Source organism: Sphaerisporangium perillae (genome assembly GCF_023276435.1).
In the GTDB taxonomy this organism is placed as follows: Bacteria; Actinomycetota; Actinomycetes; order Streptosporangiales; family Streptosporangiaceae; genus Sphaerisporangium; species Sphaerisporangium perillae.
The window spans coordinates 86,164-105,618 of sequence record NZ_JALLPO010000030.1 but is presented as its reverse complement, the minus strand read 5'-3'; the positions used below and the strand labels follow the sequence as shown (position 1 = coordinate 105,618).

The following is a 19,455-nucleotide window of genomic DNA, read 5'->3' as shown; positions in this document are numbered from 1 at the left end:
ACAGATGGCCGGCGACGATCTCGTGCTGGCCTGGCCGCGGCCGGCGTCGAGCTGGTTCGAGGCGGCGCCCGTCGGCAACGGCCGGCTCGGCGCGATGGTGTTCGGCGGCGTTCGCCGAAGCCGGCTCCAGATCAACGATTCCACGGTCTGGTCAGGGCGGCCCGAGGGTCCGGCCGACGCTCTCTCGGAGGTCCTCGCCGCCGGCGCGGGCCCGGAACGGCTCGCCGAGGTCAGGCAGGCCGTCCGCGACGAGGACCACCGGCGCGCCGAGAACCTGCTGATGTCGTTCGAGGGGAGCTACAGCCAGGAGTACCTGCCCTTCACGGACCTGTGGATGACCCTGGAGGCAGCCGATGACGCCGCCTACCTCGGCCGCACGCTGAACCTCGACGACGGTGTGGTCACCGAGGTGATCGACCTGGGCGGACGTACCGTCCGCCGGCGGACATGGGCGAGCAGGCCCGCGCGGGCGGTCTGCGTCGAGGTCACCGTCGAGGGCGGGACCGCGGACATGCGGCTGGAGGTTTCCTCCCCGCTGCGGGTGGTCCACCGCGCGGCCGGCGTGACCGGGCTCACGCTGGGCGTCGAGGTCCCGGTCGACGGCGCGCCACTGCACGAGCCGGATGTCACCGAGCCCCTGCGCTATTCGGCGCCGGTCCCCGGCGGCTACGACCCGTTCGCCGCGGCCGCCGTCCGGATCGACACCGACGGCGGAGTCTCCGCCTCCGAAGGCGCCTGGTCGGTCCACGACATGTCGCGGGCGCTGCTCGTCCTCACCAGCTCCACCAGCGCGGCCGACTTCTGGGCGCGACCGGCGGAGACTGCGCCCTCCGCGACCAGGGAAGAGCATCTGGCCCGTGCCGTACGCGACGCCGAGGCCGCGGTCGCGGCGGGTGCCGGAGAGCTGCTGCGCGCACACCGGCAGGACATCCGCGCCCTGCTGAGCCCGGCCGGGCTCGCGATCGGCGCCAGACGAGCGGGCACGTTCGACGTCGAGCAGGAGATCCTCACAGGCGCGGACGAGGGGCTGCTGGCCACGGTGACGTTCCAGCTGGGCAGGTATCTGCTCGCGTCGGCGTCCCGCCCCGGCGGGCCGCCGGCCAACCTGCAGGGCATGTGGAACGCCGACCTGCGCCCCGCCTGGTCGGCCAACTACACCATCAACATCAACACCCAGATGAACTACTGGGGCGCGGAGACCGCGGGTCTGCCCGAGTGCCACGAGCCGCTGTTCGACCTGATCGAACGGCTCTCGCACACCGGAGCCCAGGTGAGCCGGGAACTGTACGGCGCGAGAGGCTGGGTCGCCCATCACAACACCGACATGTGGGGCTCGGCCCTGCCGGTGGGCATGGGACATGGGAACCCCTCGTGGGCGATCTGGATGATGGGCGGCGTCTGGCTGGCCCACCATCTCTGGGAACACTTCGAGTTCGGCCAGGACCTTGCGTTCCTCCGTGACCGCGGCTGGCCGCTGCTTCGCGGCTGCGCCGAGTTCTGCCTGGACTGGCTGGTCGACGGCCCGGGCGGGTGGCTGGACACCATACCCTCCACCTCGCCGGAGAACCTGTTCGTCTCCCGCCGGTCGACCCCCGAATCGCTCTCGTACTCCACCGCCATGGACATGGCGCTGATTCGTGCCCTGTTCTCGGACTGCCTCGCGGCGGCTGAGGCGCTGGGCCTCGACGATCCGATCCGCGGACGGATCCGGACGGCGATGCCGCGCCTGCGACCTCCGCAGATCGCGCCCGACGGGCGGCTGCGGGAATGGGCCGACGACCACCCGGAACAGGACCCGCACCATCGGCACCTGTCGTTCCTGGCCGGCGTCTACCCCCTGGGACAGATCGATCCTGAGCGGACGCCGGATCTCGCCGCGGCGGCCGTACGGTCGCTGGACGCCCGCGGTCCCGGCGCCATGGGATGGTCCTGGGCCTGGAAGATCGCGCTGCGCGCGCGGCTGGGTGACGCCCGTACGGCGCGGGACCTGTTCCTGGAGGCGACCCACCCGTACAGCGACGACCCGGCGGTGAACGTCCCCGTGGACGGCTCGCGCTGGGGCGGGCTGCTGCCCAACCTGTTCAGCACCCATCCCCCGTTCCAGGTCGACGGCAATTACGGCCTCATGGCGGCGCTGCTGGAGATGGTGGTGCAGAGCCACGGCGGGGTCATCCGGGTCCTCCCTGCCCTGCCCCGCGAATGGCCCGACGGATCCGCGTGGGGCGTTCGCTGCCGGGGCGGGTGGGCCGTCGACCTCGCATGGCGGCAGGGTGAGCTCACTACGATGACCGTTCGCAACGAGCTTCGGGACGGGACCGGTCGTTCGGCGCGCATCCGCCGCGGCGGGACCACGGCGGAGCTGATCCTCGCCGGGGGCGAAGAGGTCCGTCTCGGGCCGTCGCTGGAGGTTCGCGAGAGGACGGCACACCGATGACGGCCGACTCGGAACAGGCCGATCTCTGGGCGTACCGCAGTTCCTACGAGGCGCCGGCGGACTTCGACGCGTTCTGGCGCGACACCCTCGACGATCTGGAGATCGCCCTCGACGCCTTCGGGCCGGCACTGACGCCGGACGCGCCTGGAATGTCACAGCTCGGCTACCTCCGTGGAAGGAACTGAACACCGATGCACGATGACCGCGAACTCGTCGAGGCGCGGATCGACCGGGTGCTGCGCCAGCGCGTCACCCCCGCGATCCACGCCGAGCGGGTACCCCTGACGCTGGCGGCGTGGCACGTGCCCGACGAGCCCGTGCCCGTCACGGACGCGCTGGCCGCGGACTACGAGCCGTTCGCGGCGGGCACTCGCTGGGGCAGGCCGTGGTCCACCACCTGGCTGCGCGCGACCGGCACCGTGCCGGCCGAATGGGCCGGACGCCGGGTCGAGGCCGTCTTCGACCTGGGCTTCATCGGCGACCGGCCCGGAGGCCAGGCCGAGGCGCTCGTCTACGACCTGGAGGGACGGCCCGTCAAGGGCATCGAGCCGTCGAACCAGTACGTCCCGGTCGCCGGCCCAAGCCGGGGCGGCGAGCAGGTCGGGTTCCTCCTGGAGATGGCCGCCAACCCCGACATCGGCCTGGCCGGCGACTTCATCCCGACGCCGCTGGGCGACAAGGTCACGGCCGGGAACGAGCCCCTCTACCGCTTGGCCTACGCCGACCTGGCCGTCCTCGACGAGAACGTCTGGCACCTGCGGCTGGACATCGAGGTGCTCAAGGAGCTCATGGCGGAGCTGCCCACCGACAGCCCGCGCAGGCACGAGATCCTCCGCGCGCTCGAGCGCTGCATGGACGCCATCGACATCCAGGACGTGCCGGGAACGGCCGAGCAGGCCCGGGTACTCCTCGTGGACGTGCTGTCCTCCCCCGCCCACGCCAGCGCCCACACCATCTCCGCGACCGGGCACGCGCACATCGACAGCGCGTGGCTGTGGCCGATCCGGGAGACCAAGCGGAAGACCTCAAGGACCTTCTCCAACGTCACGGCGCTGGCGAAGGACTATCCCGAGCTGGTCTTCGCCGGACCGCAGGCCCAGCAGTACGCATGGGTCAAGGAGCGCTACCCCGAGATATTCGAGCGGATGCGCGAGGCGATCAAGGCGGGGCAGTGGGTGCCCGTCGGCGGCATGTGGGTGGAGGCCGACGGCAACCTGCCCGGCGGCGAGGCCCTGGCCCGGCAGCTCGTCCACGGCAAGCGCTTCTTCATGGACGAGTTCGGCGTGGAGACCCGCGGCGTCTGGCTGCCCGACTCCTTCGGCTACACCGCCGCCTACCCCCAGATCGCCCGCCTCGCCGGGATGGACTGGTTCCTCACCCAGAAGATCTCCTGGAACCAGACCAACAAGTTCCCTCACCACACCTTCTGGTGGGAGGGCATCGACGGCACCAGGATCTTCACGCACTTCCCGCCCGCCGACACCTACAACGGCACGTTCGCGGGCCGCGAGCTGGCGCATGCCGTACGGAACTATGCGGAAAAGGGCGCGGGCGTCCGGTCTCTGCTGCCCTTCGGGTACGGCGACGGGGGCGGCGGCCCCACCCGCGAGATGCTGGAGAAGGCCCGCCGCCTGCGCGATCTCGAAGGCTCCCCGCGTGTCGTGATCGAGGACCCCAACGCGTTCTTCGCCGCGGCCCGCGCCGAGCAGCCCGAGGCGGCCGTCTGGTCCGGCGAGCTCTACCTGGAGTTGCACCGCGCCACCTACACCAGCCAGGCCAGGACCAAGGCGGGCAACCGGCGCAGCGAGCACCTGCTGCGCGAGGCGGAGCTGTGGTCGGCGACCGCCGCCGTGCACGCCGGATTCGCCTACCCGCACGAGGAGCTGGACCGTCTCTGGAAGGTCGTGCTGCTGCACCAGTTCCACGACATCCTGCCCGGCAGCTCGATCGCGTGGGTGCACCGTGAGGCCGAGGCTACCTACGCCCAGGTCCGCACCGACCTCGAAGCGATCATCTCCGCGGCCGCCGCCGCGCTGGCCGGAGACGGGCAGGCCGCGTGGGTGCTCAACACCAGCCCGGAGGCACGCGCCGAGGTGGTGACCGTCCCCGCCGAACTCGCGGCCGGGGCAGGCCAGACGCTCGCCGACGGATCGGCCGCCGTGTTCGCCGAGGTGCCCGGTTCCGGCGCGGCACGGCTCGGCGCTCCCATGACGCTCCCCGCTCCCGTCACCGTGACGGGGACGACCATCGACAACGGCGTGGTCCGGGTGGAGATCGACCAGGCGGGGCTGTTCACCTCGGTCAGGGACCTGGTCGCCGGCCGCGAGGTGCTCGCCCCCGGATCCCGGGGCAACCTGCTCCAGCTCCACACCGACTTCCCGAACCACTGGGACGCCTGGGACATCGACCGCCACTACCGCCGGCAGCACGTCGACCTCACCGACGCCGACTCGGTCAGCGTCGTCGAGAGCGGGCCGCTCGTCGCCGCCGTCAGGATCGAGCGTTCCTTCGGCGCCTCACGGATCGTCCAGACGATGCGGGTGAAGGCCGGCAGCCCGCGGATCGAGATCGAGACGGAGATCGACTGGCACGAGCGCGAGAAGATCCTCAAGGCGGCGTTCCCGCTGGACGTGCACGCCGACCGCTCGGCCGCCGAGATCCAGTACGGCCACATATTCCGCCCGACCCACACCAACACGAGCTGGGAGGCGGCCCGGTTCGAGGTCTCCAACCACCGCTGGATCCATCTCGCCGAGCCCGGGTACGGCGTGGCCATCGCCAACGACTCCACCTACGGCCACGACGTCGGCCGCACCACCCGGCCGGACGGCGGGACCACCACGACCGCCCGGCTCAGCCTGGTCAGGGCGCCCCGGGTCCCTGACCCCGAGGCCGACCAGGGCAGGCACCGCCTGACCTACGCGCTGGTGCCGGGCGCGACCGTCGCCGACGCCGTGGCGTCGGGATACGCGCTCAACCTGCCGCTCCGGGTGACTCCGGGCGGGACGGGCGGCTCCCCCGCGCCATTGGTGACCGCGGAGGGCCGTGCCGTACGCGTCGAGGCGGTCAAGCTCGCGGACGACCGCTCGGGCGACGTGATCGTCCGAGTGTACGAGTCGCTCGGCGGCCGGGGCGTCACCCGCCTGCTCCCGGCCTTCCCCGTCACCGCGGTGGAGGTGAACGATCTGCTGGAGCGCCCGCTGGACGACGAGCAGGTCGCCGTGGACGCCGACGGCGGCATCCCGATCAGGCTGCGCCCGTTCCAGGTGCTGACCCTGCGGCTGCGCCGCGACCATTCCTGAGAAGTCGTGTGAGCCTGCCGGCCTCGGCCGGCAGGCCCGGCGGCGGCCGGCTCCCATGAGGCGAGCGAAGAAGACCCCTGACGCACCTGGCTGCCGACGCCCATCGCCGCTTGACGCGGACTCACCCCGTGAATGGACGCACGACAACATGTTCGACATGTCATTAGAAAGCGGCGAGTTCTGCTTCATCGACAATTACCGGGTGGTTCACGGTCGCAAGCCGTTCGGCGCCCGGCATGACGGGACGGATCGGTGGCTCAAGCGCATCAACGTCACCGCGACCTGCGGAAGTCCCGGGCGCGGCGGCGGCCCCGAGCGGAGCGGTCCATCTACTGAAAGCCGGCAGGGGATCTAACATGTGGGCGTAAGCAGCAATGAAAGATCCTATATCTGCTAGGAAAGTTCTTCTGTTGGAGATGGTGGATGTCCTCCCGCTATGGGCTTCGCTCCAGGATAGCCATGTCATATGTGGTCATTTCTGCCATGTCGGCGCTGGTAGCGGGGGGAATCGCCGGTTTCATCGTCCCCAGCGTGATGAACACGAAAGTAACCGTGCAGACCAGCAATGGCTGCACGCGTCAGGATCGCGCGGGGCTCCTCGGGGCGGGACAAGCCGCGGGGCTGAGCCTGCTCGCGGACGACCTGACGCGGCAGCAAGACGGCCGGTCCCGCCCGGAGATACTGGCGGCGGTGGCCCGGCGCTGGCTGGCCGCGAGCCCGTCGGCTGCGGGCCCGTCGGCCGAGAGCAAAGTGGTGCGCGCGGTGGCCGGCCTGGACGGGCGGCTGGTGCAGGCGTCGGAGCCGTTCGTCTACGGCGCGGGGTCGACGCCGCCCGGGCTGTCGCCCGGCACGCAGGCGCGCACCGGCGCGATCACGTTGTCGGGAAAAGAGGTCGGCTGGGCGATCAACCCGGTGGTGGCCGGCGGGAAGGTGATCGGGGTCGTCTACCTGGAGGACCGCAGCGCCACCGACTGCGGGCCGGTCGTCGACGTCGCCTCCAACGGCGACAACCGGGCGGGACCGGTCTCGGCCGGGCTCGCGCTGGTGGTGCTCGTCCCGGTGTGCTTGGTGTTCGGGCTGCTGAGCACCCGCAAGCTGATCAAGCGGATCCAGCGGCTGGCAGCCGGCGCGGCCACCATGGCCGACGGCGACTTGACGTCTCGGGTGCCCGTTTCGGCCGGTGACGAGATCGGCCGCCTGGAGGAGGGCTTCAACGTGATGGCCGAGCGGCTGGTGGCGGCCGGCCGAGTGGAACGGGAATTGGCCGGGGCGCAGGCGCGGCGGCTCGAGCGCACCAGGATCGCCAGGGAGTTGCACGACTCGGTCTCGCAGGATCTGTTCTCGCTGAGCCTGGTGGCCCGCAGCCTGCGGCGTACGCTGCCGGAGAGCTCGCGTTTCCAGGAACAGGCCGAGTCCATGGTGAAGACCGTCGAGCACACGATGCGGGAAATGCGGGCGATGCTCCTGCAGTTACGTCCGATCGCGCTGGAGGAGGCGGGCCTGGTGGCGACGCTGCGCGACCTGTGCGAGGCCTTCCAGGTGCGGCTCGGCGTCACGGTCGACACCGAGCTGCAGGAGGTGCGGCTGGGACCCGGCGCGGAGCACGCCGTGCTCCGGATCGTGCAGGAGGCGCTGAGCAACGCGACGCGTCACGGGGGTGCCCAGCGGATCGAGTTGCGCCTGAGCCAGGAGGGCGAGGACGTCGAGATCGTGGTCCGCGACTACGGCCGCGGCTTCGACATGGAGCGGAATCAGGACAGGCATGGGATGGGGCTGGAGATGATGCGTGAGCGGGTCATCGAGGTCGGCGGGGTGATCGAGGTGGTGAGCGCGCCGGCCAGCGGTACGACGGTGCGGGTACGGATTCCGGCGGAGGAAGCATGATCCGGGTACTGATCGTGGACGATCATCAGGTGGTTCGCCAGGGATTGCGTTACGTCCTGGAGGACGAGGCGGACATCGAGGTGGCCGGGGAGTGCGCTGACGGGCACGCCGCAGTGGAGGCGATCGAGAGCTTGCGGCCCGACGTCGTTCTGCTGGACATGGTGATGCCCGGCATGGGCGGGCTGGAGGTGCTGGAACGGCTCAGGGAGCGGCCGGCGCCGCCCGCCGTGATCGTGCTGACCTCGTTCGTGGAGAACGAGGTGGCGTTGCAGGCGATGCGCGGAGGCGCGTTGTCGTACCTGTCGAAGACCAGCGCGGTGGACCGGGTGGTGGAGGCGGTGCGCATGGCCACGGCGGGTGGGAGCGTGCTGGACCCGCCGGTCGCGGCGATGCTGGTCCAGCGGGTTCGCGACGACGACAGCCCGGTGAAGGAGGATCCGTTGCGGATGCTGGCGCCGCGTGAGCGGGACGTGCTGGCGGTGCTGGCGCGCGGGCAGTCGAACAGGGAGATCGCCCGGACGCTGTCGCTGAGCGAGACCACGGTCAAGTCCTACGTCTCCAGCATCCTCACCAAACTGAGACTCCAAGACCGCACGCAAGCGGCCATCTTCGGCTTGCAGTGCGGTCTTGTCCCGCTTGGTGAGGCGCTATCCGCCGACCAGCTCTCCGTCGAGGATTAGCCGCCGGTGGTACGCAGAGCGTCGGTCGGTGACAGCGCCGCGGCCCGCATCGCGGGGTAGAGCCCCGCGAAGACTCCGGACACGATCGCCACGCCGAAGCCGCCACCTATCGCGGCGGGCGGGATCGCGATTCCCCAGTCCTGCGCCATGGCCAGAACCACGGTGACCCCCGAGCCGATCAGCACCCCGCCGAGCCCGCCCAGCGCGGACAGCACCAGCGACTCGGTGAGGAACTGGGCGGCGATGTGCATGCGGGTGGCGCCCAAGGTGCGGCGCAGCCCGATCTCCGCCCGGCGTTCCAGCACTGAGATCACCATGACGTTGGCGATGCCGATGGCGCCGACCAGCAGTGCGATCGCGCCCAGCCCGAGGAACAGCGCGCCGGCCGACTGCTTGACCGCGATCTGCGCGGTCAGAGCGTCGGAGGGCCGGCTCGCCTTGACCTGGAAGGAGTTGGCCGGGTTGGCCGTGCCAGCCAGCAGATCGGCGACCTGCGTCACCTGGTCCGGGTCGGTCCGTACGTAGATGCGGCTGGGCGCGCCGTCGTAGTCGAGCAGTTCCTTGGCCGCGGCGAAGGAGATGAGTGCGGACCGGTCGATCTCTGGCGCCAGTGTGAACGGATCGAGGACGCCTGCGACCGTGAACCAGTGCCCGCCCAGCCAAACCCGGGTGCCGGCGTCCAGTCGTACGATGCCCAGTTGCTTGGCCACATCGTGGCCGAGCACGGTCACCGGCGCGTCCGCCGCGGTGAGGAACCGCCCGAGCTTCAGCGATCCCTGCAGGGTGGCGAGGAGTGAGGCGTCCGTGGTGCGTACGGCCAGGCCGCCGGTCTGTCCGGTGGGAATCTGGTCGTTGCGGTAGACGCGAGCGGTGCTGATCTGTGCGGTGGGGGCGACCGCGAGGACCCCGGAGATCCTCCGGAGCATCGGCGCGGCCGTGGCGGGCAGCTCGACCTCGGTGCCGCCCAGGTCGTCGCCGTTCACCACGGTCAGGAGGTTGGTGCCGAGCCGGTCGAGCTGCCCCAGCAGGTGGGACTCGCTGGAGCGGGTAACGCCGAGCACCGCGACCATCGAGGCGATGCCGATCGCGATGCCCAGCGCCGACAGCACCGCCCGGGTCCGGCGGGTGCGCAGGCCCAGCGTGCCGGTGGGAATCAGGTCGTACAGCCGGAGGCTGCTGCGCTTGATCTGCGGCCGTGTCCCGACCGCGTCCTTCTCGTCCTGCAGGACGCCGCTCACTGGTGCACCATCCTCTTGCCGGCAGTTGAGAGACTGCTGATGCAAGCGAGGTGCCGCCGGGTTACCGCCGGAACGGTCAAGGGACAACGGTTCGACACAGGGCTGCTCATGACACCACCACTCCGTCACGTAGTTCGATGCAGCGTTGGCAGGCGGCGGCGACGCGTTCCTCGTGGGTGACCACCACCAGGGTCGTCCCCTCCTCGTTCAGCTCGCGCATGATGGAGAGGATCTCGCCGCCTTTGGCCGAGTCGAGGTTGCCGGTCGGCTCGTCGGCGAACACGATGGCGGGGCGGCCCACCACCGCCCGCGCGATCGCCACCCGCTGCCGTTCGCCGCCCGACAGCTTGGTCGCCCTGTGGTGCATCCGGTGGGCCAGGCCGACCCTTTCCAGCGCCTCGACGGCCGCCGCGCGGCGCTGCCTGGCCGGGATACCCCGATACAGCAGGCCGGAGGCCACGTTCTCGACCGCCGTCAGCGCTTCGAGCAGGAAGAACTGCTGGAACACCACGCCGACCCGCCAGGCGCGCAGCCCGGCGAGCTGCAGGTCGGTCAGCAGCTCGACGTGCTGGCCGTCGAGGCGTACGGACCCGCTGGTGGGCCGGTCCAGCCCGGCCATCAGGTGCAGCAGGGTCGACTTGCCGGATCCCGAGGCGCCGCGGATCGCGATCATCTCGCCCGCCTCGACGGCGAGGCTCACCCCGCGCACCGACTCCACCGGCGGCTCGCCCGGGTAGATCTTGCGTACGTCACGCAGCTCAAGAACCGTCACCGGGCACCTCCACCAGCATGCCGGGCTTGAGGTCCCCGGTCACTTCGGCCATGCCGGTGCTCTCGTCGAACAACCCGGTCTCCACCGGCACCCGTCGCCGGCTGCCACCCTCCACCACGACCACCTCGTAGGTGCCGAGCGGACGGGCGAGCAGCGCCGTCATCGGCACCGCGATCACGTTCTTGTGCTGCTGGGTGACGATCGAGACCTGGACCTGCGCCTGGTCCAGGAACCCGCGAACCTTGCCGGTCAGCTCGATCGTCACCGGCGCCACCGATTTCGCCGCGGCTCCGCTGCCGGTCGCATCGGCGGTGCCGCCGTCGACGGCCACCGCGCCGATGATCCTGATGCGGCCCTTGCGGGTCTTGCCGTCCGGCAGCGTGACCACGACCTGGTCGCCGACGCGGATCTGCGGCAGTTCGGCCGGGGACAGCTGGACCAGCACCGCGGGCGCCTGGCTGGTGCCGTGGAAGATGAGCTGGCCGGGCGCCACGACGCTGCCGACCTTCGTGTCCCAGCCGCCGATCCTGATCGCGGCCGGGGCGAAGACGACCTGGCCCAGCGGCACCTGGCCGGTGACCTTGAGGTCGGCGGCCTTCTGCCAGCGGCGGACCGCGTAGTAGGTCGAGTAGGAGAAGTGCTGGTCGACCGTCAGGTTCTTGCCGAAGCCGAGCGCGCGAAGATTGCTTTCCAGCTGGAGGACGTCCAGCCCGTTCGAGACGCCCACCCGCAGGTCGCGCCAGGCGGGGCGGTCGCCGTACAGCAGCGGGACGCGTACGCCGTCGATCTCATAGGCGGCCTTGCCCTGTTTGACGGTGCTGCCGATCGCCGGCAGCCGGGTGACCACGCCCGAGCGGCTGATGATGACGTTGTACGCACCGGCGTATCCCAGGGTGCCGTTCACCAGCCGCCGCTCGGCCACGTCGGCCTGCTCGACCTTGGCGGTGGCCAGCGCCGGCCCAGCCATGGCCGGGGGCGTCGGCTGGGCGTTGCCGCCCGTGGTGACCTGTAGTACGGCCCATCCAGCGGTGCCTGTCACGGCCAGGGCCAGCACTGTCACGAGCACGGTACGGCCGCGCCTGCCGCCCGTCCGGCACTCTGCCACCGCGGGCGCCGTCGCGCTCACCCGCGCAGGCATCTCGTCCACCTGCCGCTCCTGCCGTCGCTCTTCCGGGTGCTTCCCGGAGTTCTGCGGCTCCTGGTCGATGCGCCCGTGCACGCGATCCTCACCCCTTGCTCGTGACCGTGAGGCCGCCGGGGGGCAGCTGCGGCCGGCAGGCGTCGAACTGCGTCTGGTACAGATCCTTGCCCGACGGGCCGCCCAGCCGGGAAGGCAGGGTGAAGCTGCCGTCGGTGTTCGGGTCGGGCCAGTCCGAGATGCCCTTCTGACGCATGCACTGGGCCCATGCCCGCCATTTCGCCATATCGGCCGCTGTCACCGGCTTGCCCTCCGGCCCCTGGTAGGCCGGGATCTTGTCGAGGATCGACTTGCACGCGGACTGGGCCGCGGCCGGCGGAGCCATCGTGCCGGGCGCCAGCCGCCACTGCCCGTTGCTGTCCTGCACCGGGTCGGGGAAGTTCGGCTCGCCGTTCTTGCGGATGCACTCCGCCAGCCGGCGGTACTGCGCCGCGACGTTATCTGAGCTACCGGAAGACGCCGGCGCTTCCTTGCTGCACGCCGCCAGTCCGAATGCCAGCGCGCCTGTCGCCGCCAGCACGACCGTTCTTCTGAGTACGTTCTTGGAAGGGATCATGTCTTTACCTTCCTCTCTGGCCACCCCTCCCGGCCTCCGCCAAACGTTGCCAACCCACCCCCTCACTTTGGGGGGTAGGCCCGCCGGATCAAGGTGTGCGTGTCAGGTTTCGGCGAAGACGATGCGGCGGCCTTGAGGGCCTGCGTCGGCGTCGGGCAGCACGCGGGCGCGAGCGCGCCGCGGCCGGGGGCGGCTGCGGCTTGATCAGCGGCACGCCGAAGGCGTCACAGGTACGCACGAACCTGGCGGCCTTCTCGGCCGCTTGAGATCCCCACGGACACTCACGTCCTTCACCGTCGTACCGCGCCCAGGCCGGCCGGCTGGATGCCATCAATGGGTGATCTAAGTAGATTTTCGCTATTAAGGTGAATGGGAGGATATCCCATAAGGACTACCGAAAACCTGGCCGAAACAGCTGGAGTTGCTCCGTGAATCGTTGTTCCTGATCAATCTTTATGACAGGCTGCGGACATCGCCGTAACAGTGGGAGGACTCGATGGTCCGGCCATGGGAAACGAACCCCTCGGCGGAGTTCAAACGCCGCCTCGGCAAGTTGGCTCTCGAACTGGGACATTCCACCAGCAGGATGGAAGACCCGCTCTATCGGCGCGCCTGGGGCCCGTTCTTCGAGTCCGAAGACCCCGGCGGGCCACGGGAGCAGACGTACGTCAACCTCCTTGTCTCCCAATGGGCCATGGAGCACGAACTGCGCACCATCACCGAGGAACAGCTGCGCTCCCTCGCCCACAAGCTGTTCTCGGGACCCACGGGCCGCCGCTACTGGCACGACGTTCGGGAGCTGCGAACCACCGGCACGACCACCCGCGGTGAGCGGCGCTTCCAGGAGATCCTCGACGAGGAGTACCGAAGGGCCGGAGCATCACCCGCACATATTCCCGCGCAGTCGCAGCGCCCTCAACTGACGATCAGATTGCCTCATGCCTGGCCCGCCGTCGCACTTGTGACGGCACTCGTGACGACCGAGATCCTTCGCCGACTTCTCCTGAGCCAGAGGCGAAGACTGATAGGGCAAAACAGAGAAAATCGTAAATAGTAAACCGATCCGCCCCCTTTCATACCGCTAGGTTCCCTCTCACGTGCTGGTAGGGGTTTTCTGGTGTCATACGCCGGGACCGGTCCCAGCCGATCGCTCCGGGTCAGCGCCGCAGGTGGCAGAGGCCGGTCCGGCGGGTACAGGTCACCTGGGGGACGGGAAATGAGCGAGATCTCAGCCGAACACCGTGGGCGGGCGGCATGAAGGCCGTCGTTTACGCCGGCGTCCGTACGGTCAAGGTCGTGGACGTGCCGGACGCGGAGCTGGAACAGCCGGCCGATGTCGTGGTCCGGATCACTTCGAGCGCGATCTGCGGCACCGACCTGCACATGTACGACGGCCGGACCGGGGCCGAACCCGGGCTGGTCCTCGGTCACGAACCCCTCGGTGTGATCGAGCAGGTCGGCTCCGCGGTGGAGATGGTCAAGCGCGGGGACCGGGTCGTCATGCCGACGCACCTGTACTGCGGAGTGTGCGTCAACTGCGCGCGCGGGCTCTCGGCCGCCTGCCTGCGGGTGCGCCCGGGCGGGTTCGGCGCGGCCTACGGCTACGCCGGGATGGGTGCCTACCGCGGCGCGCAGGCCGAGCTACTGCGGGTGCCCTACGCCGACGCCAACTGCGTCCCGGTGCCCGGGGAGCCAGGGGATGACCTCGAAGACGACTTCGTGATGCTGGCCGACGCCTTCGTGACCGGTTGGCACGCGACCGAGCTGGCGCAGGTCTTCCCCGGCTCCACCGTCGCGGTGTTCGGCGCGGGAGCCATCGGCCTGCTCTCGGCCTACAGCTCCCTGCTCAAGGGCGCCGCCGAGATCTACGTCGTCGATCAGGTACCCGAGCGGCTCGACAAGGCGGCCGAGCTCGGCGCCACCCCCATCGACTACCGGCGAGGAGATCCGGTCCAGCAGATCCGCGACCTGCGCCGAGTCCGCGGGCTGCCGATCGGCGAGGAGGCCATGGGCGGGGTGAAGATCGGCATCGACGCGGTGGGATTCCAGGCGTGCGACCGATCCACGCCCGGCCAGGAGAACCCGGCGCAGATCGTCAGTGACCTCGCCCGACTGGTCGACCCCACCGGGCATATCGGCATCGCCGGTGTCTACACCGAGAAGGACCTGCATCCCGCCCTCGAGGGACATGCCAACGGCCGCCTTACCGTTCCGTGGGCCACTCTCTTCGCCAAGGGGGTGTCGATCGGGTTCGGCCGTACGCACGACCGCCGGTACACCGTGCTGCTGCGCGACCTGGTCCTCGCCGGCCGGGCGCGTCCCAGCGCCGTCGTCACTCATCACGGGCGGCTCGAGGACGCCCCGGAGCTGTACCGGGCGTTCGACCAGCGTGCCGGCGGAGTCATCAAGGCCGTCCTGCGACCATGAAGAACGAGCGTCCCCTGGACAGCGGCAAAGCGAAGGCTACGCGCTGCTGACGGGGATGCCGCTGCGTGCTCAAAGCGCGGGCTGGGGCTCCGGGGCCGGGAAGGCCGGTCGGGCTCCGGCGAGGAGATGAGCCGGCCCGGGCAGCGAGAGCCGTTCACGCAGAGTCCCGCCGGCAGGCGTCCGGGCGAGTCCGCGTGCGGCCGGCTGAGAAGACGGTCAGGTACTGCGAGGATGTGCGATGTATGAGCATCGACATGAGCGGGTCCGGTGAGACGCCGGCCACCGGCGCGCCGCGGCCACTGCTGGACTACTACGTGGTCCTGTCCGAGACCGGTGTCCGTGAGCCGTCCGCACCGGCGGACGGAATCGTCGTCGAGGAGTTCGTGTTCGCGGACGACTGCACGGCGACCGGCCTGAACGGCGCCGGGTGGACCGCGGCGGACGGTGGCTGGTGGAGTTCGGCGGCCTTCAGCCGCGCGATGCGCGCGGACCCGCGACTGCGCGGGCGGGTCGTTCCGGTCCGCCGTCACGATGCCGAGATCGTCTACCGCCGGCTCGGCGGGGGCGAGCTGCCCGGCGAGCCGGCGTTGCGGATCCACTTCCGCGACCGCCAGCCGCTGACCGGCTCGGCTCCCCTGCTGTTCGGCCCTCCGCAGGTCCCCGAAGGGTTCCACGACATGCGGGTCTACCGCATCCTGTTCGCGAACGAACTGGGCGAGGACCGCCTGGCGCGCCTTCTGGCGGTGTGGAAGATGGCGCCCGCCGATGACTTCGCCGATCCGCGGGCTCGCGTCGCCGGGACGGCCCACCTGCGCGTGGGCGGCGACCTGTTCAGCTGGGATCTCCGCCGGATCGGCCCCGGCGTCGCCTGGTGCCTCGACCTGACCGCCTGCCTGGGCGGCCCGTCCGGCAAGGCCATCGGGCCGCTGCTGCGGGAGCTGACCACGGTGATGCGCTTCGAAGGGCTGATCCCCGTGACCGTCGAACGCTTCTCCTGACGCCGGCGGCGGGCGTCACACCCCCGGCGTCATGACGTCCGTTCGGCTGGCTGACGGCCTCGATCGCGGGCATTGCGGGTCGAGTCACGGCGGAGCACCGGTGGTAGGTTTCCGCATGCGCTACAGACGGCTCGGGCACAGCGATCTGCGGATACCGGTCCTGTCGTTCGGATGCGGCAACTTCGGCGGGGTGGGCTCGGCGGGGCATCTGTTCGGCAGGGGTGACGACGAGGAGACGGCCTACGCGATGCTCGACGCCGCGCTGGCCGCCGGCATCACGATGTTCGACACGGCCGACTCCTACGGCGGTGGCCGCTCGGAGGAATGGCTCGGCCGGTGGCTGGCCGGCAGAGGTGTCCGCGACGAGGTCATGGTGACGACGAAGGTCGGCAACCGCGTGGGGCCGGGCCCGCACGATGCGGGTCTGTCGGCCGGCCACATCCGCGGGCAGGTCGACGAGAGCCTGCGGCGCCTGCGGACGGACCGCGTCGATCTGTACCTGACCCACGTCCACGATCCCGCCACGCCGATCGAGGAGACGATCGGCGCGTTCGACGATCTCGTACGCGCCGGGAAGATCCGCCATTACGGGATGAGCAACTTCAGCGGCGCGCAGCTCGAACAGGCCGTGGCCGCCGCCGACCGGCTCGGCACCGCCGGGCCGGTCAACCTGCAAGGGGGCTACAACCTGCTGGACCGCACGGCGGAGCCGGACGCGTTCGGCGTCTGTGACGCCCACGGCGTCGGGTTCACGGCCTTCAGCCCTCTGGCCGGTGGCTGGCTGACCGGCAAGTACCGTCCGGGTCAGGAGGTCCCCGCCGGCTCGCGGCTGGCGTTGCTGCCGGACTGGTACGGGCACCTGCCCAAGGACGCCGTCTTCCGGATCCTCGGCCGGTTCTTGAGCGCCGCGGCGGAACGGGACGTGGCACCGGCGACCCTCGCCCTGGCGTGGGTGGTGACCGACCCGTCCGTCACCTCCGCGATCATGGCCCCTCGGACACCGGAACAGCTCGCCGCCATGTGCGCCGCCGTGGACCTGCCCCTGCCGCCGGAGGACCGCGCGGCGATCACGAGGACGGCCACCGGCGCGGCCGGGGAATGACCGTCCTCACGCTGAGGTGCGCGCCGGCCCGGCGGCGCGGCGGCGGTGGCGGCGTCAGCTCCAGAGGGTGACGTGGATGGCGGGGCGGAAGCGGCCGACGCGGACGCCCGGGCCGCGCAGCATGGCCTGCGTCGCGCGCGGAGTGGCGACGAAGCGGACGAGTTCGGCCGCCGCCGAGGGCGCGCCGCGCTCGACGAGGGTCACCGTGTTCCACGCGCCACCGAACTGCAGCGACTGGCCGCCGACGCGGACGAGGCGTCCGCTGGCGAGGTCCTGCGTCACGGCGAAGGAGACCGTCGGCGCCAGGCCGTGGTTGCGCTTGACCTCCTCCAGCGCCGCGGCGTGGCTCTGGAAGATGCGCTGGCGCTCCTCGGAGACGTTCATCCGGCGCAGGATCGCGGGGATCACCCCGTGCTTGGCCGCGGCGGACGGGCCGAGCAGCCAGGTCTGGTCGCGCAACTGCTGGGCGCTCGCGTGCCCTCCGGCGAGCGGGTGTTCCGGGCCGGACACGATGATCACCTGGTAGTTGAGGAACGGGCGGCAGACCAGCGACTCGTCCAGGTTTCCCGGTTGCGGCCCGATGGCCACGTCGACGGCCCGCAGAGCATGACGACCGGCCGCGGCCGGTCGACCGCCCGTACCCGGATCAGGTCGATGGGCTCCCAGCCGGTACGGCGGGATCGCTCCAGGGTCGCCCGCAGGGTGATCCGGCGGCCCTGGGGGTCCACTCTGTGCCGGCGGCTGCGCCTGGTGGGCCAGCCGGCCACGGCCGCCTCCAGCCACTTGCCGAGCATCGCCATCTCTCGGGCGTCCAGCTGCTCGAACGGCACGTCGGCCGACCCGGCGAGGTCGCTGGGCAGGCGCTCGGGAACGGTGAGCGCGTCGCCTGCGTCCTCGGCGCCGGCGACCGCCGGGGGTAGCGTCATCCAGGGCAGCCCGCCGCCGTGCTGTTCAGCGGCGGAGGGCGCCGGCATGGAGGCGAAGGCGTCGTCGTCACCGCCCGCGGCGGTGCGCCGGGGCCCGCGGCGGGCGTGCGGTCCGAGCTCGGGTGGCACGGCGCCGAACACCGCCGCGAACACCGCGTCGAAGACGCCGATGTCGGAGCGCTGCCGTACCAGGCTGATCCGGGCGGTCCAGTACAGGCGCGGCAACGAGTCCGGCGGGCACACCGCGAGCGCGCGGACGAGATCCTCGATGCCGGTGAAGCCGACGGGCACGCCACGCCGGCGCAGCCGGACGGCGAACGCCGCGCGGTCGACGCTCCGGAGGAGTGGCGCGGGAGTCCGGCTATGAGACGAGGACATAGATGACGACGGCGGCGATGACGACGAGCACCACGACGACCGGCACCAGCCGCTTGTAGATCGACCCGCCGGCGATGCTCATCACGTCCAGCGGCTCGGCCTCGGCCTCCGGTGTGATGACCCGCCCGCCGGTCGCGCCCTGGGACGCCGGGGCCGGGGGTGCCGTCGCGTCGTCGGCGACAGCGGGTGCCGGGATCTCCACGGGGGGCGCGACCGCGTGCCGGCGGGGGTGGTGGCCGCGAGCTTGCCCTCGAGGCAGTCCACGAACTGGCCGAGCAGCTTCCCGGAGATCTCCTTGATCATTCCGCTGCCGAACTGGGCGATCTTCCCGGAGATCTTCAGGTCGGTGCCGACGGTGACGACGGTGCGCCCGCCGTCGGCCCGCAGCTGGGCGGAGATGACCGCGGCGGCGGTGCCGGCGCCTCGCGAGTCGCGGCCCTTGGCGTCCAGGACGGCCCGATGGGCGGCGTCGTCCTTCTCCACGAACCGCACCGTGCCGGCGTACTCGGCGGTGACGGGGCCGACCTTGACCTTCACCTTGCCGGAGTAGACGTCGCCGTCCACGCCGGTCAGCTGGGCTCCGGGCATGCAGGGGGCGATGCCCTCGATGTCGGTGAGCACCGCCCACGCCTGATCGATCGGAACGCCGACGGTGAACTCGTTGTCGATTCTCACGGGTTTCTCCCTGTCTCGCAGGCTAGGCGGTCGCGCTGCGGGCGTGGCCCTGGCCGTGGAGGGCGCCGGCGATCGTGTCGCGATCGTCCGGCGTCTTCGCGATCGTGCCGAGCGTCCGGACGACGTCCTGCCGGACCAGGTCGGTGGCGCCCAGCGCCGACAGCGCCGAGACCCAGTCGATCGTCTCGGCCATGCCGGGCGCCTTGTCCAGCGCGAGGCCGCGGACGCGGCCGATGAAGTCGGTGGCCGACCGGATCAGGGTCTCGCCGGCGGTGGGCACCGAACGGCGCAGGATGTCCGCGGCCCGCTCCGCGAGTCACGACGCGCTCGCCGGCGAGGCTTCGGATCACGCAGCGGGCCCCGAGGGTGGCGCACACGGCCGACAGGTCCTCCGAGGGGTCGGCCTGGCACAGCGAGCCGCCCAGCGTGCCGCGGTTGCGGACGACCGGGTCGGCGATCACCCGTTCGGCGTCGCGGAAGATCGGGAACGCCTCGGCGAGCTCATCGGACTCCAGCAGCTCGCGGTGCCGGGTGAGCGCGCCGATGCGGATCTCCCCCGGCCTGGCCCGGATGTACCCGAGTTCGTGGTGCAGATCGTAGATGTCGATGAGGTACTCCGGGCCGGCCAGCCGGAGCTTCATCATCGGGAGCAGGCTGTGCCCGCCCGCGAGGAGCCGCGCCGAACTCCCCAGCCGCTCCAGCAGCCCGATCGCGTGATCGACACTGGTGGCGCGCTCATAGTCAAACGGTGCCGGAACCTGCATCGAAGGCTCCTCAGTCTCGTGGTCGGCACCTGAGTGGACTCCCACGCGGATCAGGTGTCAACAGCGAACCAAGGAATCACTTAATCAGCCTCGTGACGGTGCGCCGCCACGCGATGCCCGC

18 protein-coding genes and 1 pseudogene are annotated in these 19,455 nt (G+C 70.9%); 10 read left to right on the top strand and 9 right to left on the bottom strand.

Annotation, left to right across the window (positions count from 1 at the left end; translation table 11 throughout):
• The first annotated feature begins 4 nt into the window (after positions 1-4).
• The 6 genes from MYF83_RS27700 to MYF83_RS27675 all read left to right on the top strand — a co-directional run bounded on the left by MYF83_RS27700 (position 5) and on the right by MYF83_RS27675 (position 8,300).
• Complete coding sequence (locus MYF83_RS27700) at positions 5-2,434, top strand: glycosyl hydrolase family 95 catalytic domain-containing protein (RefSeq protein WP_248963655.1); 2,430 nt, start codon at positions 5-7, stop codon at positions 2,432-2,434.
• Entirely contained in the window at positions 2,431-2,619 is a 189-nt protein-coding gene (locus MYF83_RS27695) for an acetylxylan esterase (protein WP_248963654.1), read from the top strand. Before MYF83_RS27700 ends, MYF83_RS27695 begins: the two co-directional genes overlap by 4 nt.
• A gap of 6 nt (positions 2,620-2,625) precedes the next feature.
• Positions 2,626-5,736 (top strand): alpha-mannosidase, encoded by a 3,111-nt coding sequence (locus MYF83_RS27690; protein ID WP_248963653.1) that lies wholly within the window; start codon positions 2,626-2,628, stop codon positions 5,734-5,736.
• A gap of 148 nt (positions 5,737-5,884) precedes the next feature.
• Positions 5,885-6,091: a TauD/TfdA family dioxygenase gene (locus MYF83_RS27685; RefSeq protein ID WP_248963652.1), complete on the top strand. Its 207-nt coding sequence runs from the start codon at positions 5,885-5,887 to the stop codon at positions 6,089-6,091.
• Between the two features lie 104 nt (positions 6,092-6,195).
• Positions 6,196-7,620, top strand: a complete 1,425-nt coding sequence (locus tag MYF83_RS27680) for a HAMP domain-containing sensor histidine kinase (protein ID WP_248963651.1) — start codon at positions 6,196-6,198, stop codon at positions 7,618-7,620.
• Positions 7,617-8,300, top strand: coding sequence for a response regulator (locus MYF83_RS27675; RefSeq protein ID WP_248963650.1), 684 nt, complete (start codon positions 7,617-7,619; stop codon positions 8,298-8,300). The genes MYF83_RS27680 and MYF83_RS27675 overlap by 4 nt, the downstream gene beginning before the upstream one ends.
• Here MYF83_RS27675 and MYF83_RS27670 read toward each other — a convergent pair.
• The 4 genes from MYF83_RS27670 to MYF83_RS27655 form a co-directional block, all read right to left on the bottom strand.
• The gene (locus tag MYF83_RS27670) at positions 8,297-9,538 is read right to left on the bottom strand and encodes an ABC transporter permease (protein WP_248963649.1); all 1,242 of its coding nucleotides are present in this window, start codon (positions 9,536-9,538) and stop codon (positions 8,297-8,299) included. The genes MYF83_RS27675 and MYF83_RS27670 overlap by 4 nt on opposite strands.
• 106 nt (positions 9,539-9,644) lie before the next feature.
• Positions 9,645-10,310: an ABC transporter ATP-binding protein gene (locus MYF83_RS27665; protein WP_248963648.1), complete on the bottom strand. Its 666-nt coding sequence runs from the start codon at positions 10,308-10,310 to the stop codon at positions 9,645-9,647.
• Entirely contained in the window at positions 10,297-11,529 is a 1,233-nt protein-coding gene (locus MYF83_RS27660) for an efflux RND transporter periplasmic adaptor subunit (protein ID WP_248963647.1), read from the bottom strand. Before MYF83_RS27660 ends, MYF83_RS27665 begins: the two co-directional genes overlap by 14 nt.
• A 7-nt stretch (positions 11,530-11,536) precedes the next feature.
• Entirely contained in the window at positions 11,537-12,064 is a 528-nt protein-coding gene (locus MYF83_RS27655) for a hypothetical protein (protein ID WP_248963646.1), read from the bottom strand.
• A gap of 496 nt (positions 12,065-12,560) precedes the next feature.
• Between MYF83_RS27655 and MYF83_RS27650 the strand changes: the two genes are divergently transcribed.
• The 4 genes from MYF83_RS27650 (at position 12,561) to MYF83_RS27635 (ending at position 16,591) form a co-directional block, all read left to right on the top strand.
• Positions 12,561-13,118, top strand: a complete 558-nt coding sequence (locus MYF83_RS27650) for a DUF6082 family protein (RefSeq protein ID WP_248963645.1) — start codon at positions 12,561-12,563, stop codon at positions 13,116-13,118.
• A 200-nt stretch (positions 13,119-13,318) separates the two neighbouring features.
• Positions 13,319-14,491, top strand: a complete 1,173-nt coding sequence (locus MYF83_RS27645; protein WP_248963644.1) for a glutathione-independent formaldehyde dehydrogenase — start codon at positions 13,319-13,321, stop codon at positions 14,489-14,491.
• Positions 14,492-14,733: 242 nt separating this feature from the next.
• Positions 14,734-15,489, top strand: coding sequence for a hypothetical protein (locus MYF83_RS27640; RefSeq protein ID WP_248963643.1), 756 nt, complete (start codon positions 14,734-14,736; stop codon positions 15,487-15,489).
• Between the two features lie 115 nt (positions 15,490-15,604).
• Positions 15,605-16,591, top strand: a complete 987-nt coding sequence (locus MYF83_RS27635) for an aldo/keto reductase (RefSeq protein ID WP_248963642.1) — start codon at positions 15,605-15,607, stop codon at positions 16,589-16,591.
• Positions 16,592-16,645: 54 nt separating this feature from the next.
• On the opposite strand, the gene MYF83_RS27630 is transcribed toward MYF83_RS27635, so the two are convergent.
• From MYF83_RS27630 to MYF83_RS27610, 5 genes and pseudogenes are all read right to left on the bottom strand, one after another.
• The gene (locus MYF83_RS27630) at positions 16,646-17,179 is read right to left on the bottom strand and encodes a LysR substrate-binding domain-containing protein (RefSeq protein ID WP_248963641.1); all 534 of its coding nucleotides are present in this window, start codon (positions 17,177-17,179) and stop codon (positions 16,646-16,648) included.
• A complete protein-coding gene (locus MYF83_RS27625) occupies positions 17,107-17,895 on the bottom strand; it encodes a VWA domain-containing protein (protein WP_248963640.1) in 789 nt (262 codons plus the stop codon). The genes MYF83_RS27630 and MYF83_RS27625 overlap by 73 nt, the downstream gene beginning before the upstream one ends.
• An 81-nt stretch (positions 17,896-17,976) precedes the next feature.
• Positions 17,977-18,570, bottom strand: coding sequence for an SRPBCC family protein (locus MYF83_RS27620; RefSeq protein WP_248963639.1), 594 nt, complete (start codon positions 18,568-18,570; stop codon positions 17,977-17,979).
• A 22-nt stretch (positions 18,571-18,592) separates the two neighbouring features.
• On the bottom strand, positions 18,593-18,763 hold the full coding sequence (locus MYF83_RS27615) for a hypothetical protein (RefSeq protein WP_248963672.1): 171 nt from the start codon (positions 18,761-18,763) through the stop codon (positions 18,593-18,595).
• A gap of 181 nt (positions 18,764-18,944) precedes the next feature.
• A pseudogene (locus MYF83_RS27610) lies at positions 18,945-19,334 on the bottom strand (FAD binding domain-containing protein); the annotation flags it as partial.
• Positions 19,335-19,455 lie beyond the last annotated feature (121 nt).